Source organism: Streptomyces sp. NPDC030799, assembly GCF_055572255.1.
Window position 1 is genome coordinate 44,965 of the sequence record NZ_JBVIDS010000011.1, and the last position, 22,145, is coordinate 67,109.

Here is a 22,145-nt window from a genome sequence, read left to right on the forward strand (position 1 = left end):
GTTCGTCTACACCCGTTCTCGTCGCCGCCCGTGTCGTGCCACGGCACAGCGCGTGCCCATTCTTGGGCGCCGTTACCATTCGCGGGCGCGGAGATCCGGCCATCGGGGTGCGCGGGGGCGCACGCGAGGCGCCCGTACGCCGCCCGCGCTTCCACCACAGGGGCATGGAGGCGGGCGGAGCGGGTATCCGGAGGCATCCATCGCTACGGGACCACACACCGCGGCCGGGGCACTCGCCATGCGCGGGGCGCTGCCGTGAGGGAATCTTGTCCCCAGGATGCGCGGCGCGGCCGTACGAGGAGGTGGTCGGCGTGTCCGAGGGGCCGGGCCGGGGACCGGCACCGGCGGCCGACGGGGCGCCGGCCGCCCAGCCGGTGCTGTCGCTTGCGCTTGTGTCGATGATGCACGAGGTGCGCGCGCACTCCGGCGCGGTCTACCTGCTCAGACCCGACGAGCCGGTCCTGGAGATGGCGCTGATGGCGGGCATGCCCCGCGCCTTCGCGGCGCCCTGGCAGCGGGTCGGGCTGAGCGCGCCGATACCGGTCGCCGACGCGGCGCGCGAGCGGCGGTTGGTGTGGGTGGGCAGCGAGGAGGAGATGGCCGGCCGCTATCCGCGGATCGCCGTGGTGCTGCCGTACCCGTTCGCGCTGGCCGCGCTGCCCGTGGCGACGGAGCGCCGGTTGTACGGCGCGGTGTTCGTGACCTGGCCGGGTGCGCACGCGCCGGAGCTGTCCGACCGGGACCGGGACCGTCTGTGGGCGGCCTGCGACCGGCTGGCGCTGCGGCTGGAGCGGGCCGCGCGGGACGACCGGCCGCTCGGGGGCGAGGCCGATGTGGTGGCGGAGCCGGTGGCGGGCGTGGCCGACACGCTGGGCTCGGCGGAGGCGGCGCGGATGGTGTCCCGGCTGCCGTACGGGCTGGTGTCGCTGGATCTGCACGGCCGGATCGGGTTCGTCAACACGGCCGCCGCCGAGCTGCTCGGCAGACCGGCCGGCGAACTGCTCGGCACGCTGCCGTGGGTGTCGGTTCCCTGGCTGAACGACCCGATGTACGAGGACCGTTACCGGGCGGCGCTGCTCAGCCAGCAGGTGACGTCGTTCGTGGCGCTGCGTCCGCCGGGCGAGTGGCTGTCGTTCCGGTTGTATCCGAGCACGACCGGGCTGAGTGTGCGGATCAGCCGGGCCCGGGCGGTGGCGGACATGGCGCGGGGTACGCCGCAGGAGGGCGCGTCCCCGTCCCGGCTGGTGACGATCTCCCAGGTGCTGAGTCTGGCGGGCGCGCTGACCGAGGCGGTCGGGGTGCAGGACGTGGTGCAGCTGGTCTGGGACGAGGTGGCTCCGGCGGTCGGCAGTCAGGCGATGATGATCCTCGGCTCGCAGGGCGGGCGGCTGCACGTGCTCGGGCATCGCGGGTACGGCGACCCGCACACGGTGGAGCGGTTCCACGGTGTACCGCTGACCGAGCGGACCGCGGGCACCCAGGCGCTGAACAGCGGGGTGCCCGCGTTCTTCGACTCCCGAGAGCAGCTGGAGCGGCTGTATCCGCGCCGGAACGAGATCCCGGACGGCTTCGCGGCCTGGGCGTATCTGCCGCTGATCGCGTCCGGGCGGCCGGTGGGCACCTGTGTGCTGGCGTACGCCGAGCCGCACGTCTTCCCGGCCGACGAGCGGGCCGTACTGACATCGCTGGGCGGGCTGATCGCGCAGGCGCTGGAGCGGGCGTTGCTGTACGACGCCAAGCTCCGGCTCGCGCACGGGCTCCAGCAGGCCCTGCTGCCGCACTCCCTGGCACCGCCGCCCGGCATCGAGGCGGCCGCCCGCTATGTGCCGGCCACCCAGGGCATGGACATCGGCGGCGACTTCTACGACCTGGTGCCGACGCTGCCGCTGGCGGCGGCGGTGATCGGGGACGTGCAGGGGCACAACGTGACCGCGGCGGGCCTGATGGGGCAGATCCGCACCGGTGTCCGGGCGTACACCACGGTCGGTCAGGCGCCGCACGAGGTGATGAGCAGCACCAACCGGCTGCTGATCGATCTGGGTGCCGACCTGTTCGCCAGTTGTCTGTATCTACGGCTGGACCCGGCGCGTGGGCGGGCGGTCATGGCCCGGGCGGGGCATCCGCCGCCGCTGCTGAGACGGCCGGACGGGCGGGTGCGGGTGCTGGACCTGGCCGGCGGCCCGCTGCTCGGGATCGACGCGGCGGCGGTGTATCCGACGACCGAGGTGTCCCTCGCGCCCGGCTCCGTGCTCGTGCTGTACACCGACGGTCTGGTGGAGGCGCCCGGCATCGACATCGAGGACGCGCTGGCCGGCCTCGGCGGACTGCTGACGGAGATCGGCGACCAGCCGCTGGAGCAGCTGGCGGACGAGGTCGTCCGGCACAGCGCGGCGGCGCGGGAGCGGGTCGACGACGTGGCGGTGCTGCTGCTGCGGGCCCGCGAGGGCGCATGAGAGGGGATGAGAAGGGTCCGGCCCTCCCGCCGGAGGGCCGGCCCACCCCGGCCGGCCGGAACCGCGGGTGAGGCCGGCCGGGGAGCTGGGTGACGTTCGGGTCAGCGACTGCCGGTCAGGGACGATCCGTCGTGGGCCGAGCCGGCGCCGGACTGGTCGCTTCCGCTGCCGGACTGGTCGCCGGAGCCCGCGCCGTTCCCCGATGGGGCAACGGTGCCGTTCCCGGACTGGTCACCGGCCGAGGCGGACGGGTCGGCGGATCCGGACTGGTCGCCGGCGCCGGACTGGTCACCGCCCGCGCCGGACTGGTCGCCCGCCGAGGCCGACGGGGCGGCGGAACCGGACTGGTCGCCCGCGCCGTTGCCGTTGTCGCCGGCGCCGCCGTTCCCGCCGTTGCCCGCGTTTCCTCCGTTGCCCGCATTCCCTCCGTTGCCCGCATTCCCTCCGTTGCCCGCATTCCCTCCGTTGCCCGCGTTGCCGCCGTTGCCGAGGGTCGCGCCGGTCGCCTGCAGGGCGGCGGTGACCGGCTGGAAGAAGGTCTCGCCGCCGCTGGTGCAGTCACCGCTGCCGCCGGAGGTGAGGCCGACGGCGCCGCCGTCCTGGGTGAACAGGGAGCCGCCGCTGTCGCCGGGCTCCGCGCAGACGTTGGTCTGGATGAGGCCGTTGACGGTGTCGACACCGCCGGGGTTCGTCTCGCTCTGGAAGTTCACGGTGGCGTCGAGCCCGGTGACCTGGCCGTCGTGCAGTCCGGTGGTGGATCCCATGCGGAACACGGTCTCGCCGACGGTCGCGTCGGCGGCCTGGGTGATCTGCACGGTCTGGCCGTTGCCGGTGTTGACCTCGCTGGGCGCCTGGGTGGTCGCGTCGTTGTACTTGACGAGCGAGAAGTCGTTGCCGGGGAACTTGGCCTGGTCGACGGTGGCGATCGGCTGACCGTTCTGGGAGTCGGACCAGTCCTTGGCGGCGACTCCGCAGTGACCGGCCGTCAGGAAGGCGGGGCTGCCGTCGGAGGCGGTGACGTTGAAGCCGAGGGAGCAGCGCACGCCGCCCTGCTGGGTCTGGGAGAAGATGGCGTCGCCGCCCGAGACGAAGGTCTTGAAGGTGCCGGCGGACTTCTTCAGGGTGGCCATGCCGGAGCCGAGGCTCTGGACGGTCGACTGCAGTCTGTTCCACCGGGCACCGGTGACGGTGGAGTCGGCGGTGACCAGGATCTTGTTGGTGCGCGGGTCGACGGCCCAGGAGGTGCCCGGGATGGTCGCCCTGGTCTTCAGCGTTCCGGCGGCTGCCTTCAGGGCGCGGGTGCTGTTCTTCACCTGGCGGACGACCGCGCCCGCCTGCTGTGCCTGGGCGATCGTGTTGCTGTCACCGCCGACCACGTCGACGACGAGCTGCTGCTTGCCGCTGTCGAAGTACGACCCCGCGAAGGCGTCACCGAGGGACTTCTGGAGCTGCGCGGCCAGGTTCGAGGCCTGAGTGGCCTTCAGCGTCTTCGCCGTGCCGGTGGTGCCCGACGCCTGGTCCTTGTCCTGCGACGCGTTGGCGTTCGGCAGCAGGAGGGCCGCCGCTCCGAGCGCCGCGACACCGCCCACCGCTATCGCGGCCTTGCGCTTGGGCATTCGCTTGTGACTCAAACTTCTCGACCTCCTGGGGACGGGGGCTCTGCCACTGACGGGCAGTTGATTGCGGGGCGCCTGGATGGCCGTACGTACGGACCGGCTGCGCGGTGTGTTCAATTCCGTTTCCCAACAGCCGTACCGGACGGGCGAATCGGCCATGGTCCGCGTGTCGTGGGAGGCCGCCGGGAACAATCCCCCGTATGACGATGACCCCCGCCGAAGCCGACAAGATCCTCTCCGCCAACTTCGCCCCCTGGGTGCTCGATCTCGGACTGACCGTCGAGACGCTGGGCGAGGACCGGGCCGTGCTGCGACTGCCCTGGTCGGAGCGGCTGGCCCGGGAGGGCGGCGGGCTGTCGGGGCAGGCGCTGATGGCCGCCGCGGACACCGCGACGGTGATCGCGGTGTCCGCCGCGCGGGGCGGCTTCGTGCCGATGACGACGGTTCAGCAGTCGACGTCGTTCCAGCGCGCGGTGACCGGTTCGGATGTCCGGATCGAAGCGATCCTGACGAAGCTGGGCCGCCGGATGGCGTTCGCGGACATCACGCTGAGCGATGCCGGTTCGGGGGCGCTCGCGGCCCGGGCGAGCACGGTGTACGCGATTCTGGGCTGACACGCTCCGCTACTGATCAGTAACGGTCCGTTCTGAGCACGATGTGGAATCCCTGCTTCAGGGAATCTACACATTGAATACTCAACCAAGTCACCGCCGACCGGGGATCTGCACATCCGCGCGCCCCCCGGCACACCTTTGGCGTGGAGTGCCGGTTTCGCCGTCCGGCGGGCAAGGGACCGGACGCGCCGATGCGGTGCCGCATGTGAAGGAGTCGCCGACACCGCGTGCACACGCCTGCACGGATGGCCCCTTTCCACCGTCAAATTCCCAGGTGAGAGCCCTGGTTGATTGGAAGCGCGCCCCGTGTGCGTGCTTTGATCCATCGCACCGCGGGGGTCGCGGCGGGCTCCCGGAGACGGGGGTCCGGCGCCCGCGGCCGCGGCCGTCCGTCTGTCCCCAGAGGGGGCCGCTCTCCCCCTTGTGAAATATCCATCAGGAAGGGAAGTTCCACCATGAACTCCACCCCCCAGGTTGAGACCGTCGAGATCTCGGACGCCGAGCTGGACAACGTCTCCGGCGGTCTCTCCGTGAACGCCCTCAACACCGTGACCGGTGCTGTGAACGGCGTCGCCCCGGTTTCCGGCGTTGCCGACACCGCCATCAGCACGGTCGAGGGTGTCACCGGTCTGAACGTCGCCCCGGTCACCAACCTGGTCGCCGGTCTCTGATCGCACCTCGTTGCATCGGAAGTCCCGGAGCCGTTCGTCGGTTCCGGGACTCTCGGATGCCCTGAAACACCAGCGTCTCTCCCACAGGTGAGGGAAGTCCCGTGCAGTTCCGCCAACAGGCCCTCGCCAAGCTCCAGTCGCCCGAAGAGCTGGACCTTCCGGTACGGCTGGCCCGCCCGCAGGGCTGGCTCGCCCTGGGTGTCACCGTCGTCGTCATGGCGGCGGCCTCCGTCTGGGCCGTGACCGGTTCGGTCGCCTCCACCGTCGGCGCACCGGCCGTCCTCACCCACGGGCAGGGCAGTTATCTGCTGCAGAGCCCGGTGTCCGGCCAGGTGACGGCCGTCCTCGCCAAGCAGGGCGAGCGGCTGCCCGCGAACGCGCCCGTCCTCAAGGTCCGTACCGGCCAGGGCGATTCCGTGGTCCGCACGGTCGCCGCGGGCCGCGTCACCGCGCTCGCCGCCACCATCGGGCAGATCATCCGGACCGGCACGAATGTCGCCGCGGTGGAGAAGGTCGCGCACGCCTCCGACCCGCTGTACGCGACCGTGTACGTCCCCGCCGAGAACGCCGCCGCAATCCCGGCGCACGCCGCCGTCGACCTCACCGTCTCCTCGGTGCCGACCCGGACGTACGGCGTGTTGCGCGGCCATGTGAAGGCCGTGGACCGCACCGCGCAGTCCGCCCAGTCGATCTCCGCGTTCCTCGGCGACAGCCAGCTCGGCGAGCAGTTCACCCGCAAGGGCCGCCCGGTGGCCGTCCTGGTCGCACTCGATGAGTCGACGGCCACCAAGAGCGGTTACCGCTGGTCCACCACCGACGGGCCGCCGTTCCGGCTGGACTCCATGACGCTCGCCTCCGGTTCGATCAAGCTGGCCGACCAGCATCCCGTCGATTGGCTCCTGCCGTGACCGTTTCGACCGAAGGCCCGCGGGCTGCCCGCAGACGCGCCGCCCCGGCCAAACGGCGGCCGGTCCCCAAGCCCCGTGGCGGCACGGTCCGTACTCCCACCGTGCTCCAGATGGAGGCCGTCGAGTGCGGCGCCGCCTCCCTCGCGATGGTCCTCGGCCACTACGGCCGGCACGTCCCGCTGGAGGAACTGCGCATCGCCTGCGGTGTCTCCCGCGACGGCTCGCGCGCCTCCAACCTGCTGAAGGCCGCCCGCGGTTACGGCCTCACGGCCAAGGGCATGCAGATGGACCTGGCCGCCCTCGCCGAGGTGCGGGCACCGGCCATCCTGTTCTGGGAGTTCAACCACTACGTCGTCTTCGACGGCATGGGCCGCCGCTTCGGCCGGCGCGGCGTGTACATCAACGACCCTGCCAAGGGCCGTCGGTTCGTGCCCATGGAGGAGTTCGACGGCAGCTTCACCGGTGTGGTGCTGGTCATGGAGCCGGGCGAGGGCTTCGCCCGGGGCGGCCGCAGGCCCGGGGTGCTCGGCGCGATGCCGGCCCGGCTGCGCGGCACCGCCGGCACCCTGCCCGCCGCCGTCCTGGCCAGCCTGCTGCTGGTCGCGGTCGGCGCCGCCGTACCCGCACTCAGCCGCACCTACATCGACACGTTCCTCATCGGCGGCCAGACGTCCCTGCTGGGCGTGCTGTTCGCATCGATGGCGACCTGCGTCCTGCTCACCCTGGTGCTGACCTGGCTGCAGCAGGCCAATCTGCTGCACGGCCGGATCATCTCCTCGACCCTCTCCAGCGCCCGCTTCCTGCGTCATCTGCTGCGGCTGCCGGTGACGTTCTTCGCCCAGCGCTCCCCCGCCGACCTGGTGCAGCGGCTGCAGTCCAACGACCAGGTCGCCGAGACCCTGGCCCGCGACCTCGCGGCAGCGGGCGTCGACGCGATCGTCGTCGTGCTGTACGCGGTGCTGCTCTACACGTACGACCCGCAGCTGACGTTCGTCGGCATCGGCGTGGCCCTGCTGAACGTGGTCGCCATGCGGCTGGTCGTACGGCTGCGCGCGACCCGTACGGCGAAGCTGCGCGCGGACACGGCGCGGCTGACCAACACCTCGTACACCGGCCTGCAGCTGATCGAGACGATGAAGGCGACCGGCGGTGAGGACGGCTACTTCCGCAAGTGGGCGGGGCAGCACGCCGCCACGCTGGAGGAGCAGCAGCGGCTCGGTGTGCCGAGCGCCTGGCTGGGTGTGGTCGCTCCCACCCTCGCCACCTTCAACAGCGCGCTGATCCTGTGGATCGGCGGCCTGCGCGCGGTCGAGGGGCACATCTCGGTGGGTCTGCTGGTCGCCTTCCAGGCACTGGTGACCCGGTTCACCGCACCGCTGACCCGGCTCAACGGCGTGGCGGGCCGCATCCAGGACTTCGCGGCCGACGTGGCCCGGCTGAAGGACGTGGAGAACTTCCAGACCGACCCGCTCTACGCCCGCCCCGGCGGCGCCGACTCCACCCGCCGGCTGCACGGACATGTCGAGCTGGAGAACGTCACCTTCGGCTACAGCCCGCTGGACAAGCCGCTGCTGAGCGGCTTCGACCTGACCGTGGGACCGGGCCAGCAGGTGGCGCTGGTGGGCGGCTCGGGCAGCGGCAAGTCCACGGTGTCCCGGCTGATCTCGGGCCTGTACACCCCGTGGGACGGCGTGATCCGCATCGACGGCCGCCGCCTGGAGGACATTCCGCGCGGCGCGCTCGCCGCCTCCGTCTCCTTCGTCGACCAGGACGTGTTCCTCTTCGAGGGCTCGGTCCGCGACAACGTGGCGCTGTGGGACCCGTCGATCCCGGACGAGGCCGTGCTGGAGGCGCTGAAGGACGCGGCCCTGTACGACGTGGTGATGCGCCGGCCCGGCGGCATCCACAGCAAGGTCGAGCAGGACGGACACAATTTCTCCGGCGGTCAGCGCCAGCGCCTGGAGATCGCGCGGGCGCTGGTGCGCCGGCCCAGCATCCTGGTGCTGGACGAGGTGACCAGCGCGCTGGACGCGGAGACCGAGCTGGTCGTGATGGACAACCTGCGCCGGCGCGGCTGTGCCTGCGTGGTGATCGCGCACCGGCTGAGCACGGTCCGCGACAGCGACGAGATCGTCGTGCTCCAGCACGGCACGGTCGTCGAGCGCGGGCGGCACGAGGAGCTGGTGGCGCGCGGCGGTGCGTACGCCGCGCTGGTCAGGGAGCGATGAGATGACGACCGTTCAGGAGGGCTACGACGGCGACCTCGTCCTCGGTGCGCTGGGGTCCCTGGGCACCCGCATGGACTGCGCCGGTCTCAACCGCCTCGACCTCGAAGGCCCGCAGGTGCTGTGGCTGGTAGCGGCCGGCGCGCTCGACCTGTTCGCGGTGGACGCCGTCCAGCAGGGCCACTGGCACCACCTGGGCCGGCTGGAGGCGGGGGCGCTGCTGCTCGGCCCGGTCGCCGGGCCCCAGCACACCCTGGTGGCCCGCCCGGTCCGCGACTGCGTGGTGCACCGGATCAGCCTGCGCGAGCTGTACCAGCCGGCCAACACCCAGACCTGGTCGTACGACGAGTACGGCAACCCCCAGTACGTGCCGCCCGCCACCAGCCCGCTGGAGTACGCGGTCGCGCTCGGCGTAGGGCGCGGTCTGTCCGTGCTCTTCCAGGCGCCGATGGCGGAGGAGCGGGCCCAGGCGCCCACCGACGACGACGTGTTCTGGATGCAGGTGCCGCCGGGCAGCGTCCAGTACGGCTCGCTGTACGGCGCGGAGGCCGCCGCCGACCTGCTGATGGACCCGGCGCTGTGGCAGTCCATGGTGGACCAGCAGTACCGGCTGCTGACCGCGCTGGACCGGTGGATCGAGCAGCTGGAACGCACCCACGAGACCCGTACGGCGGCCGGGATCAAGGCCGGTGAGGCGGTGCGCGCCGAGGCGGACCAGACGCTGCTGGCGTCCATCGGCAAGCGCTCGGCCCGCCGCACGACGGCCGCCGACGCCGACGCCGGGTACGCGGCCTGCAAGCTGGTCGCCGAGGCGGCCGGGATCAAGCTCGCGGAGCCCGCGCAGAGCGGCACCGAGAGCGAACGCCTCGACCCGGTCGAACGGGTGGCGCTCGCCTCCCGGGTGCGCACCCGGGCCGTACGGCTGCAAGGACGCTGGTGGCGGGAGAACGTCGGCCCGCTGGTCGGGCACCGGGCGCTGTCCGGGGCACCGGTCGCGCTGCTGTGGCGGCGCGGCGGGTATGTGGCCGTCCATCCGGGCACCGGCCGCGAGACGCCGGTCGAGAAGGCGAACGCGGAGGAGTTCGAGCCGCGCGCGGTGATGTTCTACCGGCCACTGCCCGACAAGGGGCTCTCGCCGTTCGGCCTGCTGCGGTTCAGCCTTCAGGGCACCCGCGGGGACCTGCTCGGTCTGCTGCTCGCCGGGCTGGTGACGGTGGCGATCGGCGCGCTGGTGCCGATCGCGACGGGCAAGGTGCTCGGCGAGTACGTGCCGCGCGCCCAGGAGGGCCTGATCGTCCAGGTGTGCCTGGCCGTGATGGTGAGCGGCGTGGTGGCGGCGGCGTTCACGCTGCTGGAGAACCTGTCCATCCTGCGTCTGGAGGGCCGTATCGAGGCCGCGCTGCAGCCGGCCGTCTGGGACCGGCTGCTGCGGCTGCCCACCCGGTTCTTCACCCAGCGCTCCACCGGTGAACTCGCCAGTGCCGCCATGGGCATCAGCGCGATCCGCCGGCTGCTGGCGGGCGTCGGCCCGGTGGTCGCGCAGTCGGTGACCGTCGGCGCGATGAACCTGGGCCTGCTGTTCTGGTACAGCCCGTCGATGGCCCTGGCGGCGATCGGCATGCTCGTCGTCATCGCCGCCGTGTTCCTGGGGCTCGGGCTGTGGCAGGTGCGCTGGCAGCGGAAGCTGGTGGTGCTCGGCAACAAGCTGAACAACCAGGCCTTCCAGACCCTGCGGGGGCTGCCCAAGCTGCGGGTGGCGGCGGCCGAGAACTACGCCTACGCGGCCTGGGCCCGGGAGTTCGCACACAGCCGTGAACTGCAGCAGAAGGTCGGCCGGATCAAGAACCTCACCACGGTGCTCGGCGGGATCTATCTGCCGGTGTGCACGCTGCTGATGTTCATGCTGCTGGCGGGCCCGGCCAAGGGCGCGATGTCGGCGGCCGACTTTCTCACCTTCAACTCCTCGGTGACGATGGTCCTGACCTCGGTCACCCAGCTGACCGGATCGTTCGTCTCGGCGGTGGCCGCGCTGCCGCTGTTCGAGGAGATCAAGCCGGTCTTCGAGGCGACCCCCGAGGTGCGCACGTCGAGCACCCGGCCGGGCCCGCTGTCCGGCGCGATCGAGGCCCGCCGGCTCTCCTTCCGGTACGCCGACGACGGCCCGCTCGTCCTGGACGACGTGTCCTTCGCCGTCCGGCCGGGCGAGTTCGTGGCGGTCGTCGGACCCAGCGGCTGCGGCAAGTCCACGCTGCTGAGGCTGCTCATCGGCTTCGACAAGCCGGTCTCCGGCAGTGTCCTGTACGACGGCCAGGACCTCGCGGCGCTCGACCAGTCGGCGGTGCGCCGCCAGTGCGGGGTGGTGCTCCAGCACGCGCAGCCGTTCACCGGCTCCGTCCTGGACGTCATCTGCGGCACCGAGCCGTACACGCCGGAGGAGGCGATGGCGGCGGCGGAGCTGGCGGGTCTCGCGGAGGACATCAAGCGGATGCCGATGGGCCTGCACACCATCGTGGCCGCGGGCGGGGCGATCTCCGGCGGTCAGCGGCAGCGCCTGATGATCGCCCAGGCGCTGATCCGGCGACCGCGCATCCTGTTCTTCGACGAGGCCACCAGTGCCCTGGACAACGACACCCAGCGCATCGTCATCGACAGCACCCGCAAGCTGAACGCCACCCGGGTCGTCATCGCGCACCGGCTGTCGACGGTCCTGGACGCCGACCGGGTGATCGTGATGGAGGAGGGCAAGGTCGTCCAGCAGGGCACCCCGGCCGAGCTGCTCGCCGACACCACGGGCCGGCTGCACGAGCTGGTGCGCCGGCAGCTGGCCTAACCGGGCTCCTCCTCGGCATCCGGGTGGTCGTCGTGGTGCGGCATCCAGTGGTGCTCGCAGAACCAGCGGCCGAACAGGGCACCGCCGTAGATGACGAAGCCGACGCCGATGAGCCAGGACTCCACCACGAGCACGGTGCCGACGGCGCCGTAGCTGAGCGCGTTGGTGACGATGAGCGGGGTGAAGACGAGGTGGGAGAAGGCTCTCAGGCCGACCAGGCCGATGACCGTGGCCACGGCCCCCGGGAACAGCGAGCGCCAGTGGATCTGGCCGCCCAGCAGGAAACGCTGCCCCCACCAGAAGAACAGCACGCCGCTGACGGCGGACAGGGCGATCCGCTGGCCCCCGTGCAGCGAGTTCTTCGTCGCCACCTCCTGGTAGAGGTAGGCGGTGAGCACCACCAGCCAGGTCGCCTGTCGCCAGATCCGGTGCCAGGGGCCGGGGGGCACGCCCCAGATCCGTTCGTAGGCGTTCTGCACGCTGCCGCCGAAGGACACGCCGAACACGGCCAGCAGGACACCGCCCAGGACGCTGGTCGTGCCGATGACCTTGCGCGGCGGGCTGATGACGTCGGTGATCACACGGGCGGACGGGCCGGACAGGCCCATGCCGTCGGTGAGCCACGAGGCGAAACCGCCCCGCACCAGGGGATCGGCGGCGGCGACCACGATGAGCAGCGGTGCCAGCGTCACCAGCGCCAGGGTGGCGAAGCCCATGGCCCGGTGCATCAGTTCCAGCTCGCGGCCGTGTTCGAGCAGGGCTCCGGCCCGGAGCCACTCCCAAGCGCGGTGCAGCCCGCGCCGCAACCGCCTCACGGCTCCTCCCGTGCTCGCCGCCCACACGCTGTCCTGTGCCGATTCATCCACCCCGGCGCGCTCCGGGCAACTCACGCCGGTGCCGTGTCGCGTGCCCGTGCTGTCGGTGACACGGCGGCGGAGTGAGCGGTTTGCGGGCGGTGCGCACCGGAGAATCGGAACCCGTGCGTACTCCTGCCGAGGTGCCCTGCCCGGAACCGGCCATGCCGGGCGTCCGGCGACGCCCGCTGATCCTGAGCGCGAGCATGGGAGCCGGTCACGACACCGTGGCCGCCGAACTGGCGCGGCGGGCCGCGGCGTGCGGACACGAGCCGCAGGTGGCCGACGTGCTGCGGCTGCTGCCGTACGGCCTGGGCGGCGGGCTGCGCCGCTCGTACCAGGCGTCGGTACGACACTTTCCCTGGGCGTACGCCGGTGTCTACGGCGCCTTCCTGCGCGGCGGCACGGGGCCGCGCCCGAGCGGAGTACCGCTGGCCCGGCTCGCCGCTGACCGGCTGACGGACCTCGTGCGGCGGCTGGACGCCGATGTGGTGGTGTCGGTCTTCCACCTGGCCGCGCAGCTCACCGGTCATCTCCGGGTCCGGGGCCGGCTGCGGGTGCCGAGCGCCGTCTTCCTCGTCGACTTCGCCGTGCACCGGCAGTGGCTGCACCCCGGCAACGACCAGTATCTGTGCCTCACGGACGGGGCGGCGGCCGAAGTGCGCCGGGCCGTGGGCAGGCCCGTCGTGACGACCGGTCCGGCGGTCGCACCGCAGTTTTGTGCACCGGCACCCGGTGCGGCCCGGTGGCGGGAGCGCTTCGCCGGGCAGGCGCCCGGCCGGCGGCCTGTCCTGCTGTCCGCCGGCGCCTGGGGCGCGGCGTCCCGGGCGGAGACCACCGCCCGGCTGCTGGCGGGGGCCGGATATCTGCCGGTGGTGCTGTGCGGGCGCAACGCCGGGCTGCGGGAGCGGGTGGCCCGGGTGCCCGGGGTGCTGGCCCTGGACTGGGTGGACGACATGCCCGGGCTGCTGTCGGCCGCGTACGCCCTGCTGGACAACGCGGCCGGCCAGACCGCCGTACAGGCCCTGGCCGCCGGGCTGCCGGTGATCGGGTACCGGCCGCTGCCCGGCCATGGGGTGGACGGGGTCCGCCGGATGGCCGACCTCGGCGTGTCGGAACTGGCTCCGGACGTGCCCGGTCTGCTGAGGGCCCTGGACAGGCTCACGGAAGGCAGCCCGGAGCGGGCGGAACGGGTGGCCTGGGGGCGGGCGCTGTTCCGGGGTGACCCGATGGCGCATGTGACGGCGCTGTGACGCGACGGCGCACATGTGACCGCGCTGTGACCCGACGGCGCACATGTGACCGCGCTGGGACCCGACGGCGCTGTGACGCAGGAACACGGAACGCCGACGCCCGCACCACCGCGGCCCACCGCGCCGGTCAGCCGACGGGAGGCTGGGGGCCAGGGGCTTGGGGCTCCGGGGCGCGGGCTCGGGGCCAGGGCTCGGGGGCTCCGGAGCTCGGGCTCGGGGACAGGGCTCGGGGGCTCCGGAGCTCGGGGCTAGGGCTCGGGGCTCCGGGGCGCGGGCTAGGGCCAGGGCTCGGGGGCTCCGGGGCGCGGGTCAGGGAGCTTGAGCCCCGGGCTCGGAAGTCAGGGGTTGGGCTCCAGGGTCGGGGCCCCGGGCTCGGGCCAGGGAGCTTGAGCCCGGGCTCGGGGCCCGGCTCGCGTTCGGCTCCTCAGCCTCTGCCCGGCCACACGTCGGGCGACTCCCCGGCCCCTGCCCGGCCACCGCCTCGGGCGATTCGCCCGCGTCTGCCGGCCACACGTCGGGCGACTCCCCGGCCCCCGACCCCGCATCAGCGCCCCGCGTCCACCCAGCCACGCGGCAGGGAGTTCTCAGTGAAGTGCCCCGTGGTCGCGCAGGGGGCCGATCGACAGGCCGGCCTCACGGCAGTCCGTCACCAGGGCGGGCAGCGCGCCGAGGGCCGAGCGCCAGCAACCGGGGGCCGCGAAGCGGTCGGAGTCGTGCAGCAGGACGGTGCCACCACCGCGCAGATCCGCCGCGACCCGGTCCCGTACGGACGCCGGGGTGGCGTCGGCCGTCCAGTCCTTGCCCCACGCCGACCACAGCACCGGCCTCAGCCCGGCCCGGCGTGCGGCCAGCCAGCGTCCGGAGGTGAGGATCCCGTAGGGCGGCCGGTACCACTGCGGCAGGTGGCCGCAGATGTCGTGCACCGCGCGGACGGTCCGGGCGACCTGCGCGGCGTCCCGGGCGGGGGCGGGCTGCCAGGGGCGGTCGTGCGTCCAGCCGTGCACCGCCAGTTCGTGTCCGCGCCGGGCGGTCTCCCGGGCCAGCGCGGGATGGCGCACCACGTTCTCGCCGAGCACGAAGAAGGTCGCCCGCACGCCGAGCTCGTCCAGCGCGTCCAGGAAACGTGGCGTAGAGGCGGGGTCCGGGCCGTCGTCGAAGGTCAGCGCGACGTGCCGGCGGCGGCCGGTGCCGCAGAGCCCGGGGAACAGCAGCAGCCGTACGCCCGGGAGCCAGGTGGCCGCCGGTCCGATGTGTGCGGCCGCGACCCCGACCGGGAGCAGCAGGGCCGCCTTCCGCCATGGGCGGCCGGACATCAGGGACATCGCTGAACTGCCCTCCTGGTGGTGGGGCCCCGCTCTCTCACGGCGCCGTCCTAACGGTGTGCTCGGTTCGAGTGACGTGTCCTGCGGTCCCGGCGGTCCCGCACGTGCGTGTCCCACTCCTGTCCCTCGGCCGACGCGTGGCCGAGCCCGAGGCTGCCCGCACCGATCAGCCCGACACCGATGACTTCCGGAATCACGCGCAGTCCGAGATGGATCACCTCGTCGAACAGCACCCAGCCGAGGATGACGCTGGTGATCGCGTCGCCGAGGGTGAGGGCAGGCTGGGAGGCCGTCAGGGAACCGGCGCCGAACGCGCTCTGCAGCAGCAGGAAGGCGACGATCCCGACGGCGCCGGTGGCGTACAGCGACCAGTGGCCGAACATCGCGTCCGGCCCCTGGCCGAGCCGCCCCACGGCCTCCTTGAGCAGTGCGGCGGTGGTCGCGAAGGACACGGCCGAGGCGAGGCCGAGCAGCGCGGCCCGGGCGGCACCCTTCGTCGGACGGGCGGCCGCCACCAGCAGCACCACGGCACCGAGCGCTCCGCAGCCGCCCACCAGCCAGGACCGGGGCGATGCCGTGGGCAGCCCGGCGGACGGCGACGCGGCCACGAGGAAGAGGGCCAGCCCGACGGCGAGGGCGGCGAACGCCAGCCAGGTCCGGCGGTCCGGCGCACGCCGGAAGACGACACTGCCCACGACCAGGGTGAACAGCAGCTCGGCGGCGAGCAGCGGCTGGACGAGGGACAGGCTGCCGGTGGCCAGCGCCCCGCCCTGCAGCACGCTGGACAGCGCCAGCAGCCCGGTGCCCGCCAGCCAGTTGGGGCGCTGCAGCAGATGGGTGAGCCGGCGCAGGGCGGCCCGCGCTCCGGTGCCCTCGTCGGATTCCTGCACGGCGGCCCGGCGCTGCAGCACCGAGGCGGAGGCGTTGGAGAGCGCCGCGAGCAGGGCGAGCAGCACGGTCACGGCGGTCATGGCGGTTCATCCGAAGCGCGCGGCGAGCCGCCGGTAGAGCCCGGGCGCGACGCCGCGCACCCGGGCGGGGAAGCCCAGCCAGCCGGGGACGTACACCTCGTCCTTGCCGTGCAGCACGGCACTCCAGACGGCGTCCGCCACCCGTTCGGGTGACACAGGGCGGGGCCAGGCCCTGGTGTAGGGGGCGCCCCGCCGCTCGAAGAAGGGGGTGTCGACCACGCCGGGGATCACATGGGTGACGCCCACCCCGGTACGGCGCAGCTCGTAGCGCAGGGAGTCGGCGAAGGCGGCCAGGGCGGCCTTCGCGGCGGAGTACACGGCCTCGCCGCGCACGCCGAAGCTGCCCGCGACGGATCCGATGAGCACGATGCGCCCCGAGCCGGCCGCGACCATGTGGGGCAGCAGAGCGCGCACGAGGTGCAGCGTGGCCAGCAGGTCGACGCCGACGACCTCGTCGATGCGGGCGTGGGGCATTCCGGTGAAGTCGCCGGCCCAGCCCACGCCGGCGCCGGCCACCAGCAGGTCGAGGCGTCCCGCGTGGTCCAGGACGAGATCGGTGAGCAGACGGCCGGCGCCCGGCCCGGTGAGGTCCGCCGGCAGGGCCAGGGCGCCGACCTGGGCGGCCACCTGCTCCAGGCGTGCGGTGTCGCGTCCGTTCAGCACCAGCCGCCAGCCGCCCTCGGCGGCGAGCCGGCGGGCGACGACGGCGCCGATGCCCGAGGAGGCACCCGTCACCAGGGCGGCGCGGTGCCGGCCGGCCTGGTCCCGGGATCGTGGGGCGGGACCCGGCTCGGGGACGGAGGTCGCGACCGGCCCGGTGCGGTCCGACGGTCCTGCGGGGGGCGGGGCATGGGACATGGTGACGACCTCACTGCGACGTGTGTGCACGGGCTCGCGAGTTCCGGGGCCGAACCCTCGCGGTGTATCCAGGGCGCCACACACTGAAACACCGCGCACGGCGGAACCCCGCCGAACGCCTGCGTCGGCCGGAACCGAGGTGCCGAAATCGCCGGATGGTGCGGGCGGGGTACCGCCTGGCTGCGCACGACTCCTCTTCGTCCTGGGCGGCGCGGCCGTGCTGGTGCCGGGGTGGCCGACCGGTGGCTGACGGGCCGGTCAGGGGTGGCCGCCGCTGGAACCGGGGCTGGTGCGCCGGTCCGGTGACGCCTGCGAGCGGTAGGGCGGGCGGTGCCGGCCCGGTGTACCCGGCGCATTCCCCGGCGGGACGCTTGAGACGGCACGGGCGGGTAACCCGTGGTGGATCAAGACGTCGGCGAGGACGGGAGGAGGCGCCATGTCCGGCGGGAACGGTGGCAACGAGCACGAGGACCGGCCCGAGTCGGCGCTGGAGGAGGTGCTCCGGGAGGTCGAGGAGGCCGAGAAGCGCGACGAGGCCGAGGCTTCGGGTGCGGCCGGGGACGCCATCACTCCGAACACCGCGGCGCAGGAGCAGGCGGAAGGAGAGTGAGACGGCCGGACCGGCGGCTCACCGAAACGTTCCGGAGGGACCACCGGCGGCTCAGAGGAAGACGGCTCTGAGGAAGCACGGCGGCTGTGAGGAAGCACCGACGGCTCCGGAGGGACCACCTGATGCCTCATTGATGCCTTGCGGAGGCTGGGGTACCCGAGCCTCATGAGCAGCCATCCCCGAGGCCCCCAGTTGCCCCCGCCCCGAGGCCCTCTGTCCGCCGCGATCACCGCGTACCTGCGCGGTGCGGGCTCCCTCCCCCGCCCCGAGGAGACGAAGGCGGCGGATCCCTACGGCGACGACCTGCAGCTCGCGCTGTATCTGTGCTACGAGCTGCACTACCGGGGTTTCGCCGGTGTCGGCCCGGAGTTCGAATGGGACCCGGACCTGCTTCGCGTCCGCGCCGCGCTGGAGCGGCGCTTCCTGTCCGCGCTGCGCGCCGACACGCCGTGCCATGACAGCCTCGACGACGCGCTCGCCGCGCTCCTCGTCGAACCGGCCGAGGGGACCGGGGTGACCCATTTCCTCCACGCCGAAGGCGAGTTGTGGCACCTGCGCGAGTACGCCGCCCAGCGCTCCCTGTACCACCTGAAGGAGGCCGACCCGCACGCCTGGGTGCTGCCCCGGCTGTGGGGGCGGGCCAAGGCGGCGATGGCGGCGGTGGAGTACGACGAGTTCGGCGGCGGCCGGGCCGACCGGGTGCACGCGCGCCTGTTCGCCGCGCTGATGACGGACCTGGGCCTGGACACCGCCTACGGCCGCTATCTGGACGCGGCCCGCGCCGAGATGCTGGCCGTCGTCAACCTGATGTCCCTGTTCGGCCTGCACCGGGAGCTGCGCGCCGCGCTGGTGGGCCATTTCGCCGAAGTGGAGATCACCTCTTCGCCGGGCTCCCGCCGGCTCGCCGAGGCGATGCGCCGCACCGGCGCCGGAGCCGCTGCGGAGTTCTTCTACGACGAGCACGTCGAGGCGGACGCGGTGCACGAACAGGTCGTACGCCATGACGTGATCGGCGGACTGCTCGCCGAGGAGCCGGAGCTGGCGCCGGACGTCGCCTTCGGGATCGACGCCACCGAGTATCTGGAGGACCGTCTGGCCCGTCGGCTGCTCGCCGACTGGCGCGCCGGGCGCTCCTCCCTGCGAGCGCCCCTGAAGCCGGAAATGGCCCATACATCCTGAATGCCGGGGTACTCGCGCGATGTGATCACTTTGGCGCTACCGGGCGTGTACGCCCCCCAGGACGACACGGAGTTGCTGGTCGAGGCCCTCCGCGAGGAGGCTGTGCCGCCCGGTGCCCGCGTCCTCGACGTCGGGACCGGCAGCGGGGCGCTGGCCCTGGCGGCGGCCCGGCAGGGCGCCGAGGTCACGGCAGTGGACGTGTCCCGGCTGGCCGTGCTGACGGCACGGGTGAATGCGTGGCTGGCCCGGCTGCCGGTACGGATCCGGCGCGGCAACCTCTTCGCGCCGGTCCGGGGCCGTACGTACGACCTGATCCTCGCGAACCCGCCCTACGTTCCGGCACCCGATGCCGGCCGGGGCCCGCGCGGCAGGTCCCGGGCCTGGGACGCGGGCCAGGACGGACGGCTGCTGCTGGACCGCATCTGCCGGGACGCACCCGCGCTGCTGCGCCCCGGAGGCGTGCTGCTGACCGTGCACTCCTCGCTGAGCGATCCCTATCGCACGCTGGAACTGCTGCGCGCCGCGGGTCTGAAGGCCGCGGTGATCCGGCGCCGCTGGATCACCTTCGGGCCGGTGCTGCGCTCCCGGGAGGAGTGGCTGCGCGGGCGCGGCCTCATCTCCCCGGACGAAGACAGGGAGGAGCTGGTGGTCGTCCGTGCCGAACGAACGCGCTGACCGGGCCCGTCGGATCACGGTGCAGCGGCGGGGGCCGCTGCTGGTGGAGGGACCGGTCGAGATCGAATTGGAGGACGGCACGACGGTGTCTTCGGACCGTTTCCGTGTCGCTCTGTGTACCTGTCGGCGCAGTCGCCGCTACCCCTGGTGCGACACGAGTCACCGGCGCAAGGCCAAGGACAGCGACTGAAACCGCTTGTTTTTCGCCGCTCCCCGGGAAAGGCCCCCCACGGGCCTGCCCGGGGAGCGGCTGTGTGCCCGGAATCCGGCGGGCGGCCCCACTCCGCCCGTCGGTTCCGGTGCGAGATCGCAGGTACCCCGCTCCAGGGGCCGCACTCCCCAGTTGCGGACCTGATCCGGCGTGTGCGGGGACACGTGCGATCCCGGTCTCTAGAAGGCGAAGACGCCGTCGCCGATGGCGTCACGCTCACAGCTGTTGCCGAAGGTGCGCTCGTACGAGACGCGTTTGCCCTGCCAGACGCCCTGGACGGTGACGACGACCGGGTTGTACAGCTTGTTGCACCACACCTCGCCGGCCTTCAGGGCGTTGAAGTCGCCGCCGGTGCCGCGCAGTGCTGCGCAGGCCTGGGCTGCGGCCGGGTGGGTGCCGGAGGCCGTGGGGGCGCACGTCAGAGTGACGGCGCGCTCCGGAGTGGCCGTGGCCGCGTCGTTGCCGTGGCCGGTGGTGAGCACCAGCGCCGAGGGGGCGTAGAGCGACGACGGGGCGGCGCCCGGTGCAGCGACGGCGGCCCCGGTCAGGGGTCCGCAAACGGCGGCGGCCGTGAGGCCGAGGGCCGCTGCCCAGCGCGCGGTGTTCCGCATTGTGTGCATCCTTCCGCTCGAACAGACGAGTTGCCGGCCCGGACCCGGTCGGGCGCCGGGGCGGCGAGCGCCACTCTGCCGAGTCCGCCGTGGAAACTCACATCGAACGCATGGGTTTCGGTAACCTTTCGTGTTGAAGTAGTGGCGTGAAGTCACGGAATCCGCACACCGTGACCCAGGAACTGGGCGGGTCCGGGGCTTCCGGGCCTTCCGGATGGCTGAAAATCAGCGCTTCGTTAATCGTCCTGAAACATTCCGACTCCGTCCGCGCCGGACCCCTTCGTGACGCCTTGTGTTCATGAAATGATCACCATGATCGGTGGCCCCGCCGGACCGGGCGACGACGCCCCGCAGGGCGGGCGGGAGTGTGACGGCAGGGCCTAGGCGTGCCGTCCCAGCGTTGCCGGCCGCGCCATTGGGCCCCCCGTACCCGCGACCGACAGGGAGCCGGGGCTCGCCGAGGTCGTGTCGGGTGTCCAGCGCTGGCCTGCGGAGCGGTCGCGGACCTTGACGACGAGGTCGGCGCCGGCGTTCTGGCCGGAGCTCGCGAGGGCGAGGGTCCGGTCCCAGTGGGGCAGCAACTCGCCCTGCTCGGTGCGGTCGTAGCGCACGTCGTCGCCCCGCGGGGAACCGGCGTCGGCGCAGGTGCCGAGGATCACCACACCGGCGTCGGCGTGCGAGTCCAGGCACAGTCCCGAGTCGGCCGCGCTGCGCAGCAACCCGTCGGCGTCGTACGTCCACTGCTGGGTGAGGGCCGAGGAGCAGACGGCGAGGGCGGTGCTCGCCCCCGCCTTCGGTGTGCCCTTGATGTCCAGGCACAGCCCGGTGGCGGCGTTGCGCAGCCGGGTGGGACGGCCGGCGGTGGGCAGTTGCGCGGGGCCGGTGGCGGAGGACGGCGGGGACTGGCCCGTGGCGGTGCCGGGGACGGCGCTGGTCGAGGCGACCGGATCGGTGCCGTCGCCGCCGTCCGGCCACGCGCTGATCGCGAGGACGGTCGCCAGCAGCCCGGCCGAGGCGACGCCGACCCCGGTGAGCAGCGTCCTGGAGGACCAGGCGGTACCGGGCATCCGGGCGAGCGGACCGGGCTCGCCGCCGCGCCGCCGGCCGCGCGGGGCGGGGTCGAGGGCCCCGGGTTCGCCGTCGCCGCGCCGCCGGGCGCCGGTCAGGGCGGCGCGGGCGAGCAGGCCGGGCTTGCCGCCGCGCCGGCGTCCGCCGGAGCGCCGGGAGCCACCACGGCCCCGGGAAGGGCCCGGACGGCGGCCGGGGCGGGATTCGAGGTAGCGGCGGGCGCCCCAGCCGAGCACGGCCTCGGCGAGCAGGACGCCCAGGGCTGCGTCTGCATGGCCCAGCTGCTCGGCGGCGTGCCGGCAGTAGGGGCAGGCGGACAGGTGCTCCTGGACGTCGGGCAGCAACGCGCCGGCACCGCCGCGGCGGATCGGAACGTCGAGCAGGCGGTTGTAGTAACGGCATTCCTTGCCGGGCGCGAGTTCCCGATGGGCCCGCACCAGGCCCTCCCGGAATTTCTCCCGCGCCTGCTCCAGTGCGACCGCCGCGCTCTCGATGTCCATGCCGAGCAGGGCCGCGGGAACGGTTATCGGCTCGGCCTCGACCTCGATGTGCCACAACAGCGCCTGCTCCGGCCGGGGAAGGGCGTGGAAGGAGCGTTCCGACAGCGCGCGGTTCTCCGGTATCAGGGTCTTCGCGGCGCGCATCCCACGGCCCCCGGCGGGTTTTCCCAGTCCGGGCAGTACGGCGGCGATCCGGTCGGTACCGGACCAGTTGACGACCGTGTCCCGGACCGTCACCAGCAGCCGGGGGCGCAGCGCTTCGGCTCCTTCGCCGAGCGCGAGCCGGCCGAGGACCTGGTGGAAGGCGGTGGCGGTGACCATGTGGGCGAGCGGCCCGGACAGCGCCAGGCAGACGACCGCGTAATCGTGGGCCGGCTGCCAGTGCCGGGCCATCAGCAGGGCGGCGGAGCGGGAGCCCTCCGCGTCGGAGCCGGCCCGCAGCGGACCGGCGAGCAACTCGTCGGACTCCCCGGAGTCGTCGCCGGGCGGCGGATAGGGCGGACGAGGGGGGTGGGGGGTGAGCACTGAGCGTGTTCCTTATGGTGCGTGCTGCGTCGATGCGTACCTCTGCGGCGCGCGGAGAGGGGAATGGGCCGGAGTTCGGCCGGTGAAGTTCCGCTTCTGCCGGAGGAACCCCGGACTCTACCCCCCGCACGGGCGTTTCAACCCTCGCACAACTTCCACACGAGCAACAGAGCACCCGCACAACATCGGAA

The 22,145-nt window shown here is 73.1% G+C and carries 18 protein-coding genes; 11 read left to right on the plus strand and 7 right to left on the minus strand.

What is annotated here, in order from left to right; all coding sequences use genetic code 11:
* Window positions 1-302: 302 nt before the first annotated feature.
* Entirely contained in the window at window positions 303-2,453 is a 2,151-nt protein-coding gene (locus ACZ41I_RS26220; protein ID WP_468515346.1) for a SpoIIE family protein phosphatase, read from the plus strand.
* Window positions 2,454-2,554: 101 nt separating this feature from the next.
* Here the strand turns inward: ACZ41I_RS26220 and ACZ41I_RS26225 are convergent, their stop codons facing one another.
* A complete protein-coding gene (locus ACZ41I_RS26225; RefSeq protein WP_468515347.1) occupies window positions 2,555-4,069 on the minus strand; it encodes a S1 family peptidase in 1,515 nt (504 codons plus the stop codon).
* Window positions 4,070-4,269: 200 nt separating this feature from the next.
* Here ACZ41I_RS26225 and ACZ41I_RS26230 point away from each other — a divergent pair, with 200 nt between their 5' ends.
* The 5 genes from ACZ41I_RS26230 to ACZ41I_RS26250 all read left to right on the plus strand — a co-directional run bounded on the left by ACZ41I_RS26230 (window position 4,270) and on the right by ACZ41I_RS26250 (window position 11,317).
* Window positions 4,270-4,683 (plus strand): PaaI family thioesterase, encoded by a 414-nt coding sequence (locus ACZ41I_RS26230; protein ID WP_363218845.1) that lies wholly within the window; start codon window positions 4,270-4,272, stop codon window positions 4,681-4,683.
* 455 nt (window positions 4,684-5,138) lie between these two features.
* Entirely contained in the window at window positions 5,139-5,354 is a 216-nt protein-coding gene (locus tag ACZ41I_RS26235; protein ID WP_363218846.1) for a type A2 lantipeptide, read from the plus strand.
* 101 nt (window positions 5,355-5,455) lie between these two features.
* Window positions 5,456-6,262: an HlyD family efflux transporter periplasmic adaptor subunit gene (locus ACZ41I_RS26240; protein WP_363218847.1), complete on the plus strand. Its 807-nt coding sequence runs from the start codon at window positions 5,456-5,458 to the stop codon at window positions 6,260-6,262.
* On the plus strand, window positions 6,259-8,490 hold the full coding sequence (locus ACZ41I_RS26245) for an NHLP family bacteriocin export ABC transporter peptidase/permease/ATPase subunit (protein ID WP_468515175.1): 2,232 nt from the start codon (window positions 6,259-6,261) through the stop codon (window positions 8,488-8,490). The genes ACZ41I_RS26240 and ACZ41I_RS26245 overlap by 4 nt, the downstream gene beginning before the upstream one ends.
* A gap of 1 nt (window position 8,491) precedes the next feature.
* The gene (locus ACZ41I_RS26250; protein WP_468515176.1) at window positions 8,492-11,317 is read left to right on the plus strand and encodes an NHLP bacteriocin export ABC transporter permease/ATPase subunit; all 2,826 of its coding nucleotides are present in this window, start codon (window positions 8,492-8,494) and stop codon (window positions 11,315-11,317) included.
* Here the strand turns inward: ACZ41I_RS26250 and ACZ41I_RS26255 are convergent.
* A complete protein-coding gene (locus tag ACZ41I_RS26255) occupies window positions 11,314-12,132 on the minus strand; it encodes a ribonuclease BN (protein ID WP_468515177.1) in 819 nt (272 codons plus the stop codon). The two genes, ACZ41I_RS26250 and ACZ41I_RS26255, sit on opposite strands and share 4 nt — an antisense overlap.
* Window positions 12,133-12,335: 203 nt before the next feature.
* Here ACZ41I_RS26255 and ACZ41I_RS26260 point away from each other — a divergent pair, with 203 nt between their 5' ends.
* Window positions 12,336-13,424 carry an MGDG synthase family glycosyltransferase gene (locus tag ACZ41I_RS26260; protein ID WP_468515348.1) on the plus strand — a complete coding sequence of 363 codons (1,089 nt, stop codon included), beginning with the start codon at window positions 12,336-12,338 and terminating at the stop codon, window positions 13,422-13,424.
* 584 nt (window positions 13,425-14,008) lie between these two features.
* On the opposite strand, the gene ACZ41I_RS26265 is transcribed toward ACZ41I_RS26260, so the two are convergent.
* From ACZ41I_RS26265 to ACZ41I_RS26275, 3 genes are read right to left on the minus strand one after another with little or no spacing between them, the layout of a single operon-like run.
* Window positions 14,009-14,746 (minus strand): polysaccharide deacetylase family protein, encoded by a 738-nt coding sequence (locus tag ACZ41I_RS26265; protein ID WP_468515178.1) that lies wholly within the window; start codon window positions 14,744-14,746, stop codon window positions 14,009-14,011.
* Window positions 14,747-14,796: 50 nt separating this feature from the next.
* A complete protein-coding gene (locus ACZ41I_RS26270) occupies window positions 14,797-15,717 on the minus strand; it encodes a DMT family transporter (RefSeq protein WP_363218852.1) in 921 nt (306 codons plus the stop codon).
* A gap of 6 nt (window positions 15,718-15,723) precedes the next feature.
* Window positions 15,724-16,575 carry an SDR family NAD(P)-dependent oxidoreductase gene (locus ACZ41I_RS26275; protein WP_468515179.1) on the minus strand — a complete coding sequence of 284 codons (852 nt, stop codon included), beginning with the start codon at window positions 16,573-16,575 and terminating at the stop codon, window positions 15,724-15,726.
* Window positions 16,576-17,011: 436 nt separating this feature from the next.
* On the opposite strand from ACZ41I_RS26275, the gene ACZ41I_RS26280 reads away from it, so the two are divergent.
* The 4 genes from ACZ41I_RS26280 to ACZ41I_RS26295 all read left to right on the plus strand — a co-directional run bounded on the left by ACZ41I_RS26280 (window position 17,012) and on the right by ACZ41I_RS26295 (window position 19,229).
* Window positions 17,012-17,185 (plus strand): hypothetical protein, encoded by a 174-nt coding sequence (locus tag ACZ41I_RS26280; protein WP_399775149.1) that lies wholly within the window; start codon window positions 17,012-17,014, stop codon window positions 17,183-17,185.
* Window positions 17,186-17,350: 165 nt separating this feature from the next.
* On the plus strand, window positions 17,351-18,364 hold the full coding sequence (locus ACZ41I_RS26285; protein WP_468515180.1) for an iron-containing redox enzyme family protein: 1,014 nt from the start codon (window positions 17,351-17,353) through the stop codon (window positions 18,362-18,364).
* A gap of 45 nt (window positions 18,365-18,409) precedes the next feature.
* A complete protein-coding gene (locus ACZ41I_RS26290; protein WP_468515181.1) occupies window positions 18,410-19,039 on the plus strand; it encodes a HemK2/MTQ2 family protein methyltransferase in 630 nt (209 codons plus the stop codon).
* Entirely contained in the window at window positions 19,020-19,229 is a 210-nt protein-coding gene (locus ACZ41I_RS26295) for a CDGSH iron-sulfur domain-containing protein (protein WP_468515182.1), read from the plus strand. The genes ACZ41I_RS26290 and ACZ41I_RS26295 overlap by 20 nt, the downstream gene beginning before the upstream one ends.
* Before the next feature lie 200 nt (window positions 19,230-19,429).
* On the opposite strand, the gene ACZ41I_RS26300 is transcribed toward ACZ41I_RS26295, so the two are convergent.
* On the minus strand, window positions 19,430-19,861 hold the full coding sequence (locus ACZ41I_RS26300; RefSeq protein ID WP_399775140.1) for a subtilase-type protease inhibitor: 432 nt from the start codon (window positions 19,859-19,861) through the stop codon (window positions 19,430-19,432).
* 380 nt (window positions 19,862-20,241) lie between these two features.
* Window positions 20,242-21,954, minus strand: a complete 1,713-nt coding sequence (locus ACZ41I_RS26305) for a ricin-type beta-trefoil lectin domain protein (protein ID WP_468515183.1) — start codon at window positions 21,952-21,954, stop codon at window positions 20,242-20,244.
* Between the last annotated feature and the right edge of the window lie 191 nt (window positions 21,955-22,145).